This window comes from Actinomyces sp., from assembly GCF_030530635.1.
GTDB lineage: Bacteria > Actinomycetota > Actinomycetes > Actinomycetales > Actinomycetaceae > Actinomyces.
Window position 1 is genome coordinate 46057 of the sequence record NZ_JAUMUL010000002.1, and the last position, 14339, is coordinate 60395.

The 14339-nt window shown below is 68.5% G+C and carries 13 protein-coding genes; 8 read left to right on the plus strand and 5 right to left on the minus strand.

The window, feature by feature from the left end:
• Window positions 1-190 precede the first annotated feature (190 nt).
• Genes Q4A20_RS00925 through Q4A20_RS00935 form a run of 3 tightly spaced genes read right to left on the minus strand, consistent with a single transcriptional unit; the run spans window position 191 to window position 3501 of the window.
• Window positions 191-1405: an ABC transporter permease gene (locus Q4A20_RS00925; RefSeq protein WP_303119124.1), complete on the minus strand. Its 1215-nt coding sequence runs from the start codon at window positions 1403-1405 to the stop codon at window positions 191-193.
• Entirely contained in the window at window positions 1392-2540 is a 1149-nt protein-coding gene (locus Q4A20_RS00930) for an ABC transporter permease (protein ID WP_303119127.1), read from the minus strand. The genes Q4A20_RS00925 and Q4A20_RS00930 overlap by 14 nt, the downstream gene beginning before the upstream one ends.
• A gap of 1 nt (window position 2541) precedes the next feature.
• On the minus strand, window positions 2542-3501 hold the full coding sequence (locus Q4A20_RS00935; protein WP_303119130.1) for an ABC transporter ATP-binding protein: 960 nt from the start codon (window positions 3499-3501) through the stop codon (window positions 2542-2544).
• Between the two features lie 160 nt (window positions 3502-3661).
• On the opposite strand from Q4A20_RS00935, the gene Q4A20_RS00940 reads away from it, so the two are divergent.
• The 3 genes from Q4A20_RS00940 to Q4A20_RS00950 are packed head-to-tail and all read left to right on the plus strand — an operon-like array spanning window position 3662 to window position 5426.
• Window positions 3662-3946: a hypothetical protein gene (locus tag Q4A20_RS00940; RefSeq protein ID WP_303119132.1), complete on the plus strand. Its 285-nt coding sequence runs from the start codon at window positions 3662-3664 to the stop codon at window positions 3944-3946.
• A gap of 5 nt (window positions 3947-3951) precedes the next feature.
• On the plus strand, window positions 3952-4791 hold the full coding sequence (locus Q4A20_RS00945; RefSeq protein WP_303119135.1) for a sensor histidine kinase: 840 nt from the start codon (window positions 3952-3954) through the stop codon (window positions 4789-4791).
• Window positions 4788-5426, plus strand: a complete 639-nt coding sequence (locus Q4A20_RS00950) for a response regulator transcription factor (protein ID WP_303119138.1) — start codon at window positions 4788-4790, stop codon at window positions 5424-5426. Before Q4A20_RS00945 ends, Q4A20_RS00950 begins: the two co-directional genes overlap by 4 nt.
• A gap of 70 nt (window positions 5427-5496) precedes the next feature.
• Here Q4A20_RS00950 and Q4A20_RS00955 read toward each other — a convergent pair whose 3' ends face one another.
• Both Q4A20_RS00955 and Q4A20_RS00960 read right to left on the minus strand, forming a co-directional pair.
• On the minus strand, window positions 5497-6057 hold the full coding sequence (locus tag Q4A20_RS00955) for an NAD(P)H-dependent oxidoreductase (RefSeq protein WP_303119140.1): 561 nt from the start codon (window positions 6055-6057) through the stop codon (window positions 5497-5499).
• 155 nt (window positions 6058-6212) lie between these two features.
• The gene (locus tag Q4A20_RS00960; RefSeq protein WP_303119143.1) at window positions 6213-6509 is read right to left on the minus strand and encodes a YciI family protein; all 297 of its coding nucleotides are present in this window, start codon (window positions 6507-6509) and stop codon (window positions 6213-6215) included.
• Between the two features lie 188 nt (window positions 6510-6697).
• Between Q4A20_RS00960 and Q4A20_RS00965 the strand changes: the two genes are divergently transcribed.
• From Q4A20_RS00965 to Q4A20_RS00985, 5 genes are all read left to right on the plus strand, one after another.
• On the plus strand, window positions 6698-7180 hold the full coding sequence (locus tag Q4A20_RS00965) for a MerR family transcriptional regulator (RefSeq protein ID WP_303119146.1): 483 nt from the start codon (window positions 6698-6700) through the stop codon (window positions 7178-7180).
• Between the two features lie 72 nt (window positions 7181-7252).
• Entirely contained in the window at window positions 7253-8716 is a 1464-nt protein-coding gene (locus tag Q4A20_RS00970) for a DUF3375 domain-containing protein (RefSeq protein ID WP_303119149.1), read from the plus strand.
• Complete coding sequence (locus Q4A20_RS00975; RefSeq protein WP_303119150.1) at window positions 8716-9492, plus strand: DUF4194 domain-containing protein; 777 nt, start codon at window positions 8716-8718, stop codon at window positions 9490-9492. Before Q4A20_RS00970 ends, Q4A20_RS00975 begins: the two co-directional genes overlap by 1 nt.
• Window positions 9485-12955: an ATP-binding protein gene (locus tag Q4A20_RS00980; RefSeq protein WP_303119153.1), complete on the plus strand. Its 3471-nt coding sequence runs from the start codon at window positions 9485-9487 to the stop codon at window positions 12953-12955. The genes Q4A20_RS00975 and Q4A20_RS00980 overlap by 8 nt, the downstream gene beginning before the upstream one ends.
• 1 nt (window position 12956) lies before the next feature.
• Window positions 12957-14273: a DUF3322 domain-containing protein gene (locus Q4A20_RS00985; protein ID WP_303119155.1), complete on the plus strand. Its 1317-nt coding sequence runs from the start codon at window positions 12957-12959 to the stop codon at window positions 14271-14273.
• Window positions 14274-14339 lie beyond the last annotated feature (66 nt).

Consider the following 14339-nt stretch of genomic DNA (forward strand, 5'->3'; position numbering starts at 1 on the left):
CACCACACCCTCAAACCGAAGGAGCCGGAAAAGTGTCCATCCGTAGCCACTTTGACGGTGGAGGGTCGGAGGTTCGTTGCGGAGGCCCGCATGGTTACGCCATTTTGTTTCGGTTTCATAATGAAACTATGGGCTGGTTGCGGTGAAAGTGGGCACCGATGGACATTTCTGCCGATGACTCGATGTCTGGCTAAAGTGCCGCACGTGCCCGTGAGCGGCCGACGCCCAGGCCGACGGCTCCGATGGCGATGGCGAACAGGGCGCACACCCCGCAATACCCTAGAAGTGGCATCAGCGCCTGCATAGAGGTGGAGCCGGCGTTGAATGCGCCGCTGATGGCCTGTGCCGCCCAGTAACCGGGAGTGAGCCGAGATACTGCGACCACCTCGCTGGGCAGCATGTCCAGGGGCGCCCACGCACCTGCCAGGGCGGAAAGCGCCATGCCGCCGATTACCGCGATGGCGTTAGCGGCGTTCTCTCCCAGATGCAGCTGCCCCACGAGGAAGCCCGCGGCTACCCCATTCAGGGTATAGGCGGCCAGCGCGAGACCGATCACCCCCAGCCGTGGTGCTGCATCCACGATGCGATCGGCGGCGAAGGCCCCAGTACCCAGGCAGAAGAACCACGTCCACGCGACCAGACCCACCACAAGACAGGCCCCCAGCAGCCCCAGGCCGCGCGAGCGGGCGGTCACGGGTGCAGCCGATACGCGTGAGTGCACGGCAGACCGGTTGAGGGAGGCCATGAGCACTGCGATCGCCACTACGCAGAACGCCAGCAGCGGGAACACCGAGAAGAGCACGTACAGCCTCAGGGAATCCGGCAGGGGGAGGGCGCCGTCGGTGATGAGTTTTGCAGCGGCGCCGCCTTCCATCGACCTATCGGCCAGGCGCACAGCCAATTCCACGGATTCTTCCGGGGACGCGGTTCCAGTGGCCTTTGTGCTCGGAGCGCGCAGATAATCGTAGACCTGGTTCAGGTAGGCATTGGTGCGCACATCCATGAGCGAGCCGATGTAGGACCGGTAACTGATGACGGTCTGCACCGTGGGAGGCGCGGTTCCGTCCTGGGCGGCCGCCAACAGATCCTGGCCGAAATCGGCGGGGATGATCAGGATGTACTGGATACGGTCCTTGGCGGTGGCGTCCTGGAGGGCCTGCCGGGTGTCATCCAGTTGTTGGGGCTCGCCCACGGAGTTCACGTACTCGGCCAGCGCCCGGGACGCCGCGGAGTCATCGCGGTCGATCACGGCCACCTTCGCCGTCACCTGAGTGACGCCGTCGGTGGTGTCATTGCCGGAGCCGACTCCGATGAACAAGGCCCCCGTGCTCATCAGTACCAAATAAACCAGGATGTAGAGGCGGTGCGCGGTCAGGATACGCAGCGAGGTTCTAAAGGTGCTCATGGTTGGTCCTCCGCATCCGGATCATGGCGATAATGAAGAACACGACGGTCATGCCGGTGAGTACGGCGCAACTACGGACGAACGGGCTCAGGGTGTCGTAGTACAGCAGCGCGTAGAAGCACCGGGTCGCCTGCCATAGCGGGTTGAGCTGAGCCAGCAGCGGAGCGCTGAGCTCGATGCTGTTGGCCAGCTCCTGGGAGGCGGTTCCGTACAGGCCGCAGAACAGCGCCAGCAGGCAGCTGATTGCCGACACTCCGCCCAACGGCATCCGGGGGAAGGTTCCCAGGGCAGAGCCGGCGGCACAGGACATCAGGCTGGAGACGCCGATGGCCACCAGGCACAGCGCTGCGTGCGGGCCGAAGTCAACACCCACCACGAATCTCATGAAGGCGAAGGCGATAATCAGACATGCCCAGGTACACACCCAGGCTGCGGACAGCGTCCCGAGCAGCAGCCTCCACCGCGGCAGCGCACCCAGATTTCGGCGCGCCGCCAAGGGCCCCCAGGGGGCGATGATCTCCTGTACGGCAAGGACGGCGATTGTCATGCCCATGCCGCTGGTGAAGGCCAGTAGTGCGAAGTAGTACGGCACTTCGGGTTTTCCGGGCACGCGGGTGACTTGAATCTCGGTGGTGAATGCGTGGTGGTCCTGGACCGCCACGGCGGCTTCTGCGGGCGGCATTCCCGCGGCGATCAGCGAGGTGATCTCTTCGCGGCTGTGCACGTAGGTGTCCAGCATGGCGCGCAGTACCGGGGTGGTGGACAGCTCATTTCCCTCCGGGGATAGGTGCAGCACGGGCGTGCCGTCCTGTACCGCGATGTAGCCGACGGCTTCTCCGTCGCGAACGGCCGCCTCGGCCTGTTCCGCGGTGTCGTAGGCCACCGGATCGAGTAGCTGCGGCTCGGACTCGGCGGCCGAGACGGCATCAAGCGCGGCTTCGAGGCCCGCTTCGGAAGCGTAGGCATCATCATGAACGATCCCGACCCGGATGGGGTCGACGGCGTAACCCGCCTCCAGCCCGGCGAACATGGTCATGAAAATCAGCGAGAGCGCGATCGGCAGGCCCAGCGTCCACAGCAGCAGAATCTTGTCGCGCAGGAGTCGTAGGACCTGGTAACGGAAGACGGTGCGCATATCAGGCCGCCTCGTCGCGCAGCGCCCGGCCGGTGATCTCCAGGAACACGTCGTTCAGGGTCGGCGGCTCGGAGGTCACCCGGCCGCAGGTCACCTCCGCGGCTGCGAGCGCCGCCAGCACGTCGGCGAGGTTGTGCGCCCCCGGCCTGCACTCGATGACCAGCTCGGGCGCCTCGTAGGTGGCGGAACGGACGTGCTCTGCTCGGCGCAGCTGCTCCAACTCGCGGTCGCCGAGTTCGGCGGGGGACAGAATCTCGGCGCGGATGCGTTCGCCGGTGCCGATCATCGCCTTCAGCTCACTCGCGGTGCCGGAGGCTATCTGCTTGCCCCGATCCATGATGATGATCCGCGTGCAAAGCTGCTCCACCTCCTCCATGTAGTGACTGGTGTAGACGATGGTGGCACCGCGGGCGTTGAGACGTTTGATGCCGTCGAGGATGGCGCTGCGACTCTGCGGGTCCACGGCTACGGTGGGCTCGTCAAGGATGACCAGTTCAGGCCGATGGACGATGCCGCAGGCGATGTTCAGGCGGCGCAGCAGGCCGCCGGAGAGCTTCTTGGGACGGAACTTCGCGAATTTCTCCAGGTCTACGAAGTCGATCGCCTCCTGCACCAGCTCGCGGCGGCGAGCGCGGTCGGAGACGTACAGGGCGCAGAAGGCGTCGATGTTCTCCCGAACAGTGAGTTCCTCGAATACGGCCACATCCTGCGGTACCACCCCAATTCGCCGCTTGAGTTCGTAGGCGGTGGCAGACATCGGCTCGCCGAATACGCGGATCTCGCCGCGGTTGTACGTCAGCAGCTGCAGGATGCAGTTGATGACTGTGGTCTTGCCCGAGCCGTTGGGGCCGAGCAGGCCGAGGACCTCGCCCGAGGCGACCTCAAGCGACAGCCCGTCCACAGCTACCAACTCCCCGTAACGTTTGACCAGGTCATCAACGACCACCGCCGTATCGGCCACGCCGGCTCCTTCCGCCTGTTTGTTGCGTTTGGTGCCATGGTTCCGGCAAGCGGGCGGCGTCGGAAGTGCCTGCTGTCATCAAGTGGCGGATCGGACATGACAAAAGTCAGGGGAGCAAAGTTGACCTGTTGGCCGTGCCGACGTAGTCGATAATCAAGCCGTGAGGGAACTGACGGACCGGGCCGCGGTGCTGGGCGCCTGCGTGTTTCTGGCGCTGGGTTCCGGTATGCCCACCACACCGACGGTTGTGTGGCTCCTGGTTGCCGTCGTCTGCAGCGGGACCTGTGCCGCCTGGGGCCGTTGGCCGGCCGGGGGTGTCCTGCCGGCCGCCTACCTGCTGGTGGGATGTGTGGACTCGACGGCGGTCGTGGGGGTGCCGCTCGCCGTCTATGAGTTGGCCGGAGCGGTCTGGATCAGCGCCGCTGGGTCTGGGGTGGGGCGGTAGCGTGCATGGCGCCGCTGGCGTTGGCGCTGCGGCGAGATCCGAGTAGCGGTGCGGTGGTGGCCGTGGTCCTGTCTGTACTGGCGGGCCTGCTGGCGGTGCGCACCGGGCAGGTGGGCCGTGCCCGTAGCGCATTGCATGCCGTCCGGGATGATCTGCAGTACCGGGTCGGCGTGTTGCAGGAGACGCAGATGCGACTGGAGCAGGCCCAGGAGTACGAGACGCGGGCCGCTGCGCTGTCTGAGCGCACCCGGATAGCGCGGGAGATCCACGACGGCGTCGGGCACCTGCTCACCCGGCTGCTGTTCCAGGTACACGCCGCCCAGGTCGCTCACGGAGATGACTCGGAGGTGGTGGGCGCCCTGCAGCAGATATCGCATACTGCGGACGAGGCCATGTCGGCGATGCGCGCCGGGGTCCATGCCCTGGACGACGCGGGTGAGGACCTGGCCGTGGCACTGAACCGGCTGGCCGCCGGTTGCGGCATCAAGCAGGTGCGGGTCGACTGCGCCCCGGCCGCGTCGCCACCGGCGCCGGTGACGCGCTGCCTGGTGGCGGTGGCACGTGAGGCCCTGACTAATGCCGCCCGCCACGGCAGGGCGGGCGCCGCCTGGGTGACGGTTACCGACTTCCCCGGATTCTGGCGGCTGACGGTGGCCAATGACGGCGTCGTTCCCGAATGGGGGCGGTCCGGGCTCCCGGCGCAGGCGCCGGCCGCGAATGGGCTTGGAGGCGGGCTCGGCATGCGCTCTATGACCGATAGGGTCGAGGCCCTGGACGGGACGCTGCGCGTAGTGACTCGACCGAGACTAACGGTGCTGGCCACCATCCCGAAGGAGACCCCGTGAAGGTACTGATTGTCGACGACGATCGCCTACTCGCCCGCTCCCTGGCCACAATCCTGGCGGCGGAGCCGGATATCGAGGTGGTCGGTGTGGGAGCCGACGGCAGTGAGGCGGTATCCGGTTTCGCACACGCACACCCCGACGTGGTGCTGCTGGACATACAGATGCCCGGAGATGACGGCCTGGATGCGGCCGAACGGATTCTTGCCCTGGACCCGGATGCGCGGGTGGTCTTCCTGACCACCTTCGCTGACGACGAGTACATTGCACGGGCGCTGCGCATGGGGGCGTGCGGGTATCTGATCAAACAGGACGTGGCACAGATAGCCCCGGCGCTGCGCAGCGTCATGACCGGGATGAGCGTCCTGGAGGGACGAGTACTCGAGCGCACCGCCGCGATAGGGGGTGCGGCGGGCATGGCCAGGTCGGGGGAGGTGCGCCCGCCCGCCTTTGCCGCCCTGACGGAGCGCGAATACGAGGTGGTTCAGGCCGTAAGCGAGGGGCTGGACAACGCCGAGACAGCGGGTCGGCTGCACCTGAGTGAGGGCACCGTGCGCAACCACATCAGCGCCATTCTGGCCAAGCTCGGGCTGCGCAACCGCACCCAGATCGCGGTGCTGTACTACCGCGGTTCCTAAGGGCCCTGACCGACGGTGAGCAGTTGTGGCGGACGTCGGCCAGGGCCTTTCAGCAGGGGAATGGGCGGATCTACTCGAAGTCGCCGAGCGCGGGTACCTCGCCGGTCAGCCAAGCCGCGTAGGCATCGGCCTGCGTCTCCAGGTCGGCGTCGGAGATGGACATGGCGCCGGTGGTGACGAAGGGCTGCAGGAAGCGGGTGCCGATCAGGTTGCTGGTCGCCTGCAGCGGGCGCAGCAGGTCGGTGACCGTGTAGTGGAAGGTGCCGTCGTGGTCGTAGCGCTCGGCGGGGGCGCCGGGGGAGACGGCCACGCCGAGCTCCTTGCCGTGCAGGGCGGTGCCGGTGGAGCCGTAGGCCCAGCCGTGCTCCAGGACATCGTCCTCCCACTGTTTGAGCAATGCGGGGGTTGAGTACCAATACATGGGGAACTGCCATACTATGCGGTCCGCGGCGGTCAGGACGGCCTTCTCGGTTTCGACGTCGATGTGGAAGTCCGGGTACAGGGCGTACAGGTCCCGGACCTCGACGGGCGCATCGGGGGTGCCGACAGCCCGGGCGGCCTGCACCAGACGTGCGTTGACGCGCGAGCCGGAGGCGAGGCGGGGGTGGAAGACGAGGACGGTTGTCTTCAAGAGGACTCCTTCGAAGAGCGGATGAGTTTGGTTGGTTAGGCGGAAGCTTCCCGGGCGGGGCAGGTCTGCTCGGGACGGCAGGCTCGGATGACCCGGTCCCGAACATAGGCGGGTCTGGCACTGACTGCCAGGTACCGGCGGAGCCCGGCGTGGTCTCAGGATTCAAGCAGGTCGGCCAGGGCCGGTGCTCCCATGGTCGCCTTGAACTCGGCGACCTCGTAGGTGGCGCCTTCCGGGTGGTAGACGTCGCCGGCGAGGATCTCTTCGAACTCCGCCCGGGACTCGGCGCGGGCGAGGATGATCCCGGCTCCGGAGCGGTCCCGGCGCGGGCCGAGCAGGAGGAAGTCCCCGGACTCGACGTGGGAGGTGAACCAGCGCCGGTGGGCGGCCAGGTGCTCGGCCGCGACGGCGTCGTCGACCTTTTCGGTGATGGTCAGATCAATGACGAACACGAGTGCTCCTTGAACAACATGAGTCGGCAGGCCCGTTTTCACGGGACTGCGCCAGAGCGGCGGTCGCGCTCGGCCCGGCGGAGCCGCAGCCGCGCACATCGCCGATGGGGATAGTCTTTAAGTTGAAGTGAACTTCAGATCAAGCGATCGCTCAGAGACCGTTGTCACACTTGAAGGGATGCATCGTCATGAGTGCTCCGGCCACAGCCGCCGCGGAACGGACCTACACGATCGGGGAGGCCGCCCGGGAGACCGGCCTGACGACGTCGGCCCTGCGCTTCTACGACCGGGAAGGCCTCATTCCGGGCGTTGCCCGCACGGGCGGGGGAACGCGGCGTTTCACCGAGGACGATCTGGAGTGGGTCCGTTATGTGGAGCGATTGAAGATGTCCGGCATGCCCATCAAGGAGATCCGGGAATATGTGCGGCTGTACTTCGAGGGGGACTCCACGATCGAAGCGCGCCGTCGCATGGTCCAGGCCCGCCGCCGCGAAGTGCTGCGCCAGCTTGAGGAGCTGCAGACGACTCTCGACTTCATAGACTACAAGTGCTGGTTCTACGAGGTTGCCGCGGCGGCGGGCTCCTGCGACGCCCCGCGCACCATGCCGTTGGAGCAGCTCCCACCGCGGATCCGGCGCATCAAGGAGAGCTGTGGGATTCACCGTTACTGATGTTGCGGGCGTCGTTATCCTGAAGGCGGTTCCGGCCGAACTCGGCGGCCGCGTACCGAGGGGAGGGGACCGATGTCGGCGGTGACCATGGCGCTGGCGCTGCGACGTCTGCGTGAGGAGTCCCCGATTCTGGCCCTCATGCGGCAGGAGACCATGCCCTTCGTCGCTGCGGAGTTGGCCGCTCATCTGGGTGGCGACGACCGCAGCCTGCCCGCCGCCGAACTCTATGAACTCATAGATGCCGATCTGGACGAGCTGCGCCGCCAGGGCTTCGAACTTGATCGCACAGCCCGCGCCTACTGCGCCGACTGGCTACGCGCAGGCCTGCTGGTACGGCACCCGGCACCGGCCGGACGCGGAGAGGTCTTCGAACTGTCGCCTGCCGGACACGACGCCATCCGCTTCCTGGAGAAGCTGGCCGAGCCGCGCACCACCGTCACCGAGTCGCGCCTGACCATGATCATGAACGAGCTGGAGCGCCTCGCACACGACACCGACGACTCCCTCGGCTCCCGGATCGCCGCCCTGGAGGCGGAGCGTGAACGCATTGAAGAACGCATCGCCCGCACTCGGGCCGGCGACATCCATCCCGCCGACCCGCAGGTCGCCGCCGCCCGGCTGATGGATGTCATGCGCGATGCCCGCGACGTCCCCGCTGATTTCGCACGTGTGCGTCAGTCGATGGCCTCCCTCAACCGGCGCTTGCGTCAGGACCTCATTGAGGACGATTCCCCCCAGGGAGACGTCCTCGAGGATGTCTTCCTGGGCGTGGACCGCATCCACGACAGTCCCGAGGGTCGTTCCTTCGACGCCTTCCACGCCCTGGTCATGGACACCGAATCGGGCAGCCGCTTCACCGACGCCGTCGACGCCCTGGCGGCGCGGGAGCTGACGGAGCACGTGCCCGCAGGCACCATGGCCTACCTGAGTGACTACCTGCTGCGGCTGCAGGAGGAGTCCCTGGACGTGTCCCGCACCATGGGTGACTTCTCTCGCTCCCTGCGCCAGTTCGTCCAGTCCCGTCAATTCGAGGCCTACCGGGAGCTGGGGGAGAAGCTGCGCGCCGCCCAGCACGCCGGCGTGGAGGCGGCCGGCGCCCTGCGGCTGCTGGACCGCATGGAATGGCAGATGGAGCTGACGACGGCGAGCCTGCGCTCCGTGGGGCGCCTGGCCCTGCACGTGCCCTCCGAGGTGGAGGCGCCCCGGCAGGTCACCACCCGCCGCGGGACCGCCGTGGACTGGCAGACGCTGCACGCCCTGGTACGCGAGTCCGAGATCGACTTCGAGGAGCTGCGCACCAACGTGGCCCGGACCGTGCGCGACCTGGGTCCGGTCACCATCGCCCAAGTGCTGGGGCACCGTCCCGCCACCCAGGGGCTCGCCTCCGTCGTCGGCCTGTACGTGCTCGGTACCCGCCACGGGCGGCCGACCGGTCAGTCCGAGCGCGTCTCTTGGGAGCAGGGGGACGTGACCGTTGCGGCCCGGGTAACCAGCACCTACCGTTTCGAGCAGCCCGACCCCTTCGAGGAGCCGTGATGACCACGTTCCCGGACGCCGCCGACGCCCCGGCAACCGCATACGCTGCGGCGCCTGACACCAGCATCCCCGATGTGCCTGCGACGGCCGCAGACCAGAGCGCTGATGCGCTGTGGCCCGGGGACACGGGAACTCTTCCGGCCGAGGTTCGTGCCGTGCTGGTGCGCCTGGTGCAGGGGCCCTACGTCTCCCAGACTACAGCCCCGAACCTGTGGGCCGCCCTGGTAGCCCATGAGCGCATCATCCGCTCCCGTCTGGCCGACCTCTTCCTGGACCTCGCCGTGGATCTGGATGAGGAGATCGCCTTTGCCCGCAATGCCGACACCGACGGCGCCGGACCCGGGCTCATGCGCAAGGTGACGCTCAGTTTTGCCGACACCGCCCTGCTGTTGCACCTGCGTCACTTGCTGCTTCGCGCCGCGGCCGCGGGGGAGCGCGCCTACGTCGGCCTGGAGGAGATGGTCGACAACCTGTCCCAGTACCGCGACCCGGGCGACACCGACCTGGCCCTGGTGGCCAGGCGCGCCCGTGCCGCCGTCAAACGCATGGTCGACTACAAGATCCTCACCCCGCTGGAGGCGGACGACCGCTACGAGATCATGCCCATCCTCGCCCTGATCGTCACCTCGGACGTCGTGGCCGGCCTGGAGGCCGAGTACAGGGCGGCCCGCGGCGACAACTCCGAGGACGTCGAGGATCTCGCAGAGGTGGAGGAGCCCGGGGCCCCCGAAGCCGTCGTGGGTGCCGACGCCGAGAAGAGGTTGCCCGATGCCTGACCTCTTCGACTCCCTCGAGACCGCCGGTGCGGCCGGAGACCCGGCGCCCGGCCAGTTCCGACTCGCTGAAATACAGCTGGTCAATTGGGGCACCTTCACCGAACGTCACCCGATCACCGTGCCACGCCGCGGCCTGCTGCTGACCGGCGAGTCCGGATCGGGCAAGTCCTCCGTCCTCGACGCCATGACCGCGATCATGGTGCCGCCCGGCGAGGCCCGCTTCAACGCCGCCGCTTCCGGCACCACCGCCGGTGACCGCGAACGCAGCCTCATGTCCTACGTGCGCGGCGCCTACCGCAAGCAGTCCGACGACGAGACCCAGGAGATCCGCACCGCCCACCTGCGCACGGGCCCCACCAGCTCGGCCATCTCAATGACCTGGACCAACGGTGTACCGGGCCGCGATGCCGACGGCGGCGTGCGTGCGCCCGTCACCACTGTCAGCGCCGTACGCGTCTTCCATGTAAAGGGCAACTCCCTGGCCGCTCAGGACTTATCCAGCGCCTTCGTGCTGATGGACGGCCCGGTAGACCTGACCGAGTGGGTGCCGCTGATTCACCGGGGCATCAACGCCCGGCGCATCACCGGTGCCTTCCCCGGCGCCCAGGTGTACGGCCGCTACCCCAACTTCGGCAACGCACTGCGCCGCCGGCTGGGCATCGGCACGCTCACCGCCCAGCGGCTCCTTCACCGCACCCTGGCCGCCAAGTCCTTGAATTCACTGGATGCGCTGCTGCGCACCTTCATGCTGGACGAGCCCGACACCTTCCAGCTCGCAGACACCGCCGTGGAGCAGTTCGTGCAGCTGCGGGCGGCCCACGCCGCCGTCGTCGACGCCCGCGAGCAGGTGGAGGTGCTTGATCCGCTGCGCCAGGACTGGAAGCGGCGTGAGGCCGCCCAGCGCACCCGTGACCTGGCCCGCCGTCACCAGGACCTGCTGCCCGTCTACGAGGCCCGCGTCAACCGGGATGAGGCGCAGCGTGAGCTGGAGCGCATCGGCAACCGGCGCATCGACCTGGACGCCCAGCAGGCGCAGTTGCACACGTCCCTGGAGGCTAATGAGGCGGACCGGCAGGCCGTCCGGGACGCGATCATCCAGGGCGGCGGTGGGCGGCTCACCGATGCGGAGAAGGCGCTGCGGGAAGCGGAGAGTGCCGGCGAGCACACCCGGCGCGCCCACCGGGAGTACCTCAAGGAACTGGCCCAGCTGGACGTGGCCCCGCCCACCGGCCGTGCCGAGCATGCCCGCGTCACCCGGGCCCTGCAGGAGGAGGCCGAGCGGCTGGCCGCCGTACAGGACGCGGACCGCCTGGCCGAACCCATTGCCCGGCGCACCGAGGCCGACGCCAGGCTGACCGCACTCAGGCAGGAACTCGCCTCTTTGGCCCGCCGCCGCTCCCGAATCGACTCCCGCCGCAGCGAACTGCGCGACCGTCTCGCCGACGCCGTCGGGCAGCCGCCCGCTGCCCTGCCTTATGCCGGTGAGCTAGCCGACATCACCGCGCCGGAATGGGCCGGAGCCCTGGAACGCCTCATGGGCGGCTTCGCCCGCACCCTGGTGGTGCCCGAAGCACTCTTCGGACAGGTCGCGCGGCTCATCAACGACCAGCACCTGGGGCTGCGCCTGGAGTTCCTGCGCGCCGACCTGACCGATACTCGTGTGGAGGCGACCGACCCTCGGGCGGCGGCACGCAAGCTCGCCGTCGCCCCGGGACGCTTCGAGGACTGGATGCGCGCCGAGCTGTCTCGGCGCTTCCCGCATGTATGTGTAGACGACGTCGCCGAACTCTCCGAACATGGCCGGGCCCTGACCATGCAGGGGCTCGTCAAGGGCGGCGCCCGGCACGTAAAGGACGATCGCTACCGCATCGACGACACCTCCCGTTGGGTCATCGGCACCCGCAACGATGAGCTGGTTGAGGCCCTGCGCGAGCGTCTGAAAGGGACCGAGCGGGACCGGGAACAGGCCCAGCGGCAGATCGACGCCCTGGAGGGCGAGCGCCGTGAACGGGTGCGGCGCGCCAACGCCTACACGCGCGTGGCCGCGGTCACCTGGGAGGAGATCGACGTAGCCTTTGCCCAGGAGCGCACTGCCCGCCTGCGAGCCGAACTGGACATACTCCGGCAGGCCCTGGAGACGACACATGCGGATCTGACACCACTGCGTCGACGCCACGAGGAGTTGCGTGAGCAGGGGCGGATCCTGCGCGCCCAACTGGACAGCAGCCAGGCGGAGCGGGGCCGCCTGGAAGAGGCGGCCCGCCGCTGTGAGCAGACCATCGCTGACGCCGAGCAGCTGCTGGCCGGGCGCGAGCTGACCGAGACGGAGGCGCAGGAGCTGCAGGAGCGACTGCGCGCACACGGACGCACCCTGAACCGGGCGAGCATCGGTAGGCTCGTCGGCCTCGTCCGCCAGGAGCTGCAAACCGAGGAGAGGCGCGCGCAAGGCGCCCTCGGCGCCGCCGAGAATCGGCTGTTGCGCCAGCAGCGTCTGTACGCCCAGCAGTGGCCCGGCCGTGCCGTCAACCTGGTGCCCGACGACGTGGCTTCGGCGCCCGACTTTCTACTGCTGCTTGACCAGCTGCGCTCCGACCGGCTGCCGGAGTTCGAGGAGCGCTTCCACAAGCTGCTGGCGGAGCAGTCGCAAAACAACCTGGGGCAGCTGGCCTTCCGAATCCAGGGGGCCGACCGGCAGGTGCGCAAGCGCATCATGGCGGTCAACGAGTCGCTGGCCGCCACACCCTTCGACCACGAGAAGCAGCACTGGCTGCGCATCGAGACGCGCTCGTGCCGGTCCGGAGAGGTGACGGACTTCCTGACTGACATCAAGGCCATCACCGAGGGCGCATTCAACCGGGATGACGCCGCCGGAGCCGAGGCGCGCTTCGAAAGGATGAACGCCCTGCTTGAGCGGCTCGGCTCCGCCGAGACCACGGACCGCAGCTGGCGGCGCCGCGTACTGGACACGCGCCTGCACATCACCTTCGTGGCCGTCGAGTACGACGCCTCCGACGCCATGATCGACGTCTACGAGGGCAGCGGCGGCCGCTCCGGCGGGCAGGGGCAGAAGCTCGTCACCTTCTGTCTGGCGGCGGCGCTGCGCTACCAGCTCGCTGACGCCGGCACCGAGGTGCCCCGCTACGGGACCGTTGCCCTGGATGAGGCGTTTGACAAGACCGACGTGAACTTCACCCGGGCGAGCCTGGAGGTCTTCGACTCCTTCCGCTTCCAGCTGGTGCTGGCCACCCCGCTGAAGATGCTGCAGGTGATCGGCCCGTATGTGGGTGGCGCGGCCACCGTCTCCAACCCGACGGGGCAGGATTCACAGATCGGGCAGATCCTCATTGAGGACGGGCGCGGAGTCGCCGACGACGGCGCCGCGGTGCCCGCGGACGCCGCGTCGGATGCAGGGGACGCGGGCTCCAGCGAGTCGGCCGGGATTGCCGACGGCGAGGCGGGCTGAGGTGGCTCGCACAGCCGGCTCAGCCGGGACGACCGGCAGCCGTATGCGCTCCCCGCAGCAGGTGCGCGAGTTGCTCGCCGTGCGCTACCGGCGTGGCGTCGTGAACTGGCTGGCCGGGGCCGACTTCGAGTGGCCGTTGACGCTGCCGCTGCACCCGCCCACCGCGGCGCAGGCCCGCAGGGGTCCGGCCGACGTCGCCGACTGGATCGCCGCCTGGGAGAGGGTCGCCTCCGGCGCCCTGCCGTGGCGCGTGAGCATCGAGGAGCGCGCCTGGTCCGGCTTCGGTCGGCAGCGCGTGCCGGTGCGGGTGGTGGTCGACGGCCCCCGCGCGGTGGCCCGGTTGACCGGGAACCTGGAGGACTGGAACCTGCTCGACGGCCGTGTGGACCACCTGACTCGCCGCTGGGGCGCGGGCGCCGAGGCCGCGCGGCAAGTCTGTGCCAGCGCCATTGGCCGGGTACTGGCGGCGGTGCGCCAGTGCGACGCGGAGGATTTCGATCGTGCCCTGCGCGCCGTCAACTGGCTGGCTGACAACCCCGATTCCGGCCTGTTGCTGCGGCAGGTTCCGGTAGAGGGTATGGACACCAAATGGCTGGAGCATCACCGCGCCCTGGTGCAGACGCTCCTGGAGGCGCGCCGGCATCTGGGCGACCTGCCCGGCGGGCGGGAGCTGGGCCTGCGCCGGGAGGAACGGCCACGTGACGTGGTTGTACTCGACCCGGTGTTGCGCCCGCGCGCCCCAGGCGTGCCTATCACCGCTGGCATCCGGCATTTGCGCCTGGACACCAAGCAACTGACCACCATGTGGACGGCGGGCACCCGCCCGGCCCCCGGTGTGGTCGTCGTATGCGAGAACCGGCAGTCACTGCTGTCGCTGCCCGACCTGGACGGCGTGATCGCCATCCACGGAGGCGGCTACGCCGTCGACGCTCTGGGCATGCTGCCCTGGGCGCGCGGGCTGCCACTGGTGTACTGGGGCGACCTGGACCAGGACGGCTTCGCCATCCTCGACCGGCTGCGCCACCACCACGGCAATGTGACCTCCGTACTCATGGATGCCGCCACCCTGGAGCGCCACCGCACCCTGTGTGTTCCCGATCCGCACCCGCAGGTGGGACGGCTGACATTGCTCACGGCGGCGGAGGAGGATACCCGGACCGCTCTGCTCGATGGCGGAGGAGTGCGTCTGGAGCAGGAGCGCATCGCCTGGGACTGGGCTGAGCCGCGGCTGCGCGCCGCCGTACACGCCGCCGCGGGTGCGACGGCGCGCGCCGGCCGAGCGGATGGTTGCGACATGTCTTCCCGGACGGCGCCTTGAGCACATAGGCTCACCGCATCACCCGGACCGGTCGGCGTCGACCGAGCCGGTGATGTCGAGGATGCT

What these genes read in the sequence shown, in the direction of transcription:
- Q4A20_RS00925 (WP_303119124.1), bottom strand. Translation starts at nt 1,405, where the DNA reads ATGAGCACCTTTAGAACCTCGCTGCGTATCCTGACCGCGCACCGCCTC.
- Q4A20_RS00930 (WP_303119127.1), bottom strand. Translation starts at nt 2,540, where the DNA reads ATGCGCACCGTCTTCCGTTACCAGGTCCTACGACTCCTGCGCGACAAG.
- Q4A20_RS00945 (WP_303119135.1), top strand. Translation starts at nt 3,952, where the DNA reads ATGGCGCCGCTGGCGTTGGCGCTGCGGCGAGATCCGAGTAGCGGTGCG.
- Q4A20_RS00965 (WP_303119146.1), top strand. Translation starts at nt 6,698, where the DNA reads ATGAGTGCTCCGGCCACAGCCGCCGCGGAACGGACCTACACGATCGGG.
- Q4A20_RS00970 (WP_303119149.1), top strand. Translation starts at nt 7,253, where the DNA reads ATGTCGGCGGTGACCATGGCGCTGGCGCTGCGACGTCTGCGTGAGGAG.
- Q4A20_RS00975 (WP_303119150.1), top strand. Translation starts at nt 8,716, where the DNA reads ATGACCACGTTCCCGGACGCCGCCGACGCCCCGGCAACCGCATACGCT.
- Q4A20_RS00980 (WP_303119153.1), top strand. Translation starts at nt 9,485, where the DNA reads ATGCCTGACCTCTTCGACTCCCTCGAGACCGCCGGTGCGGCCGGAGAC.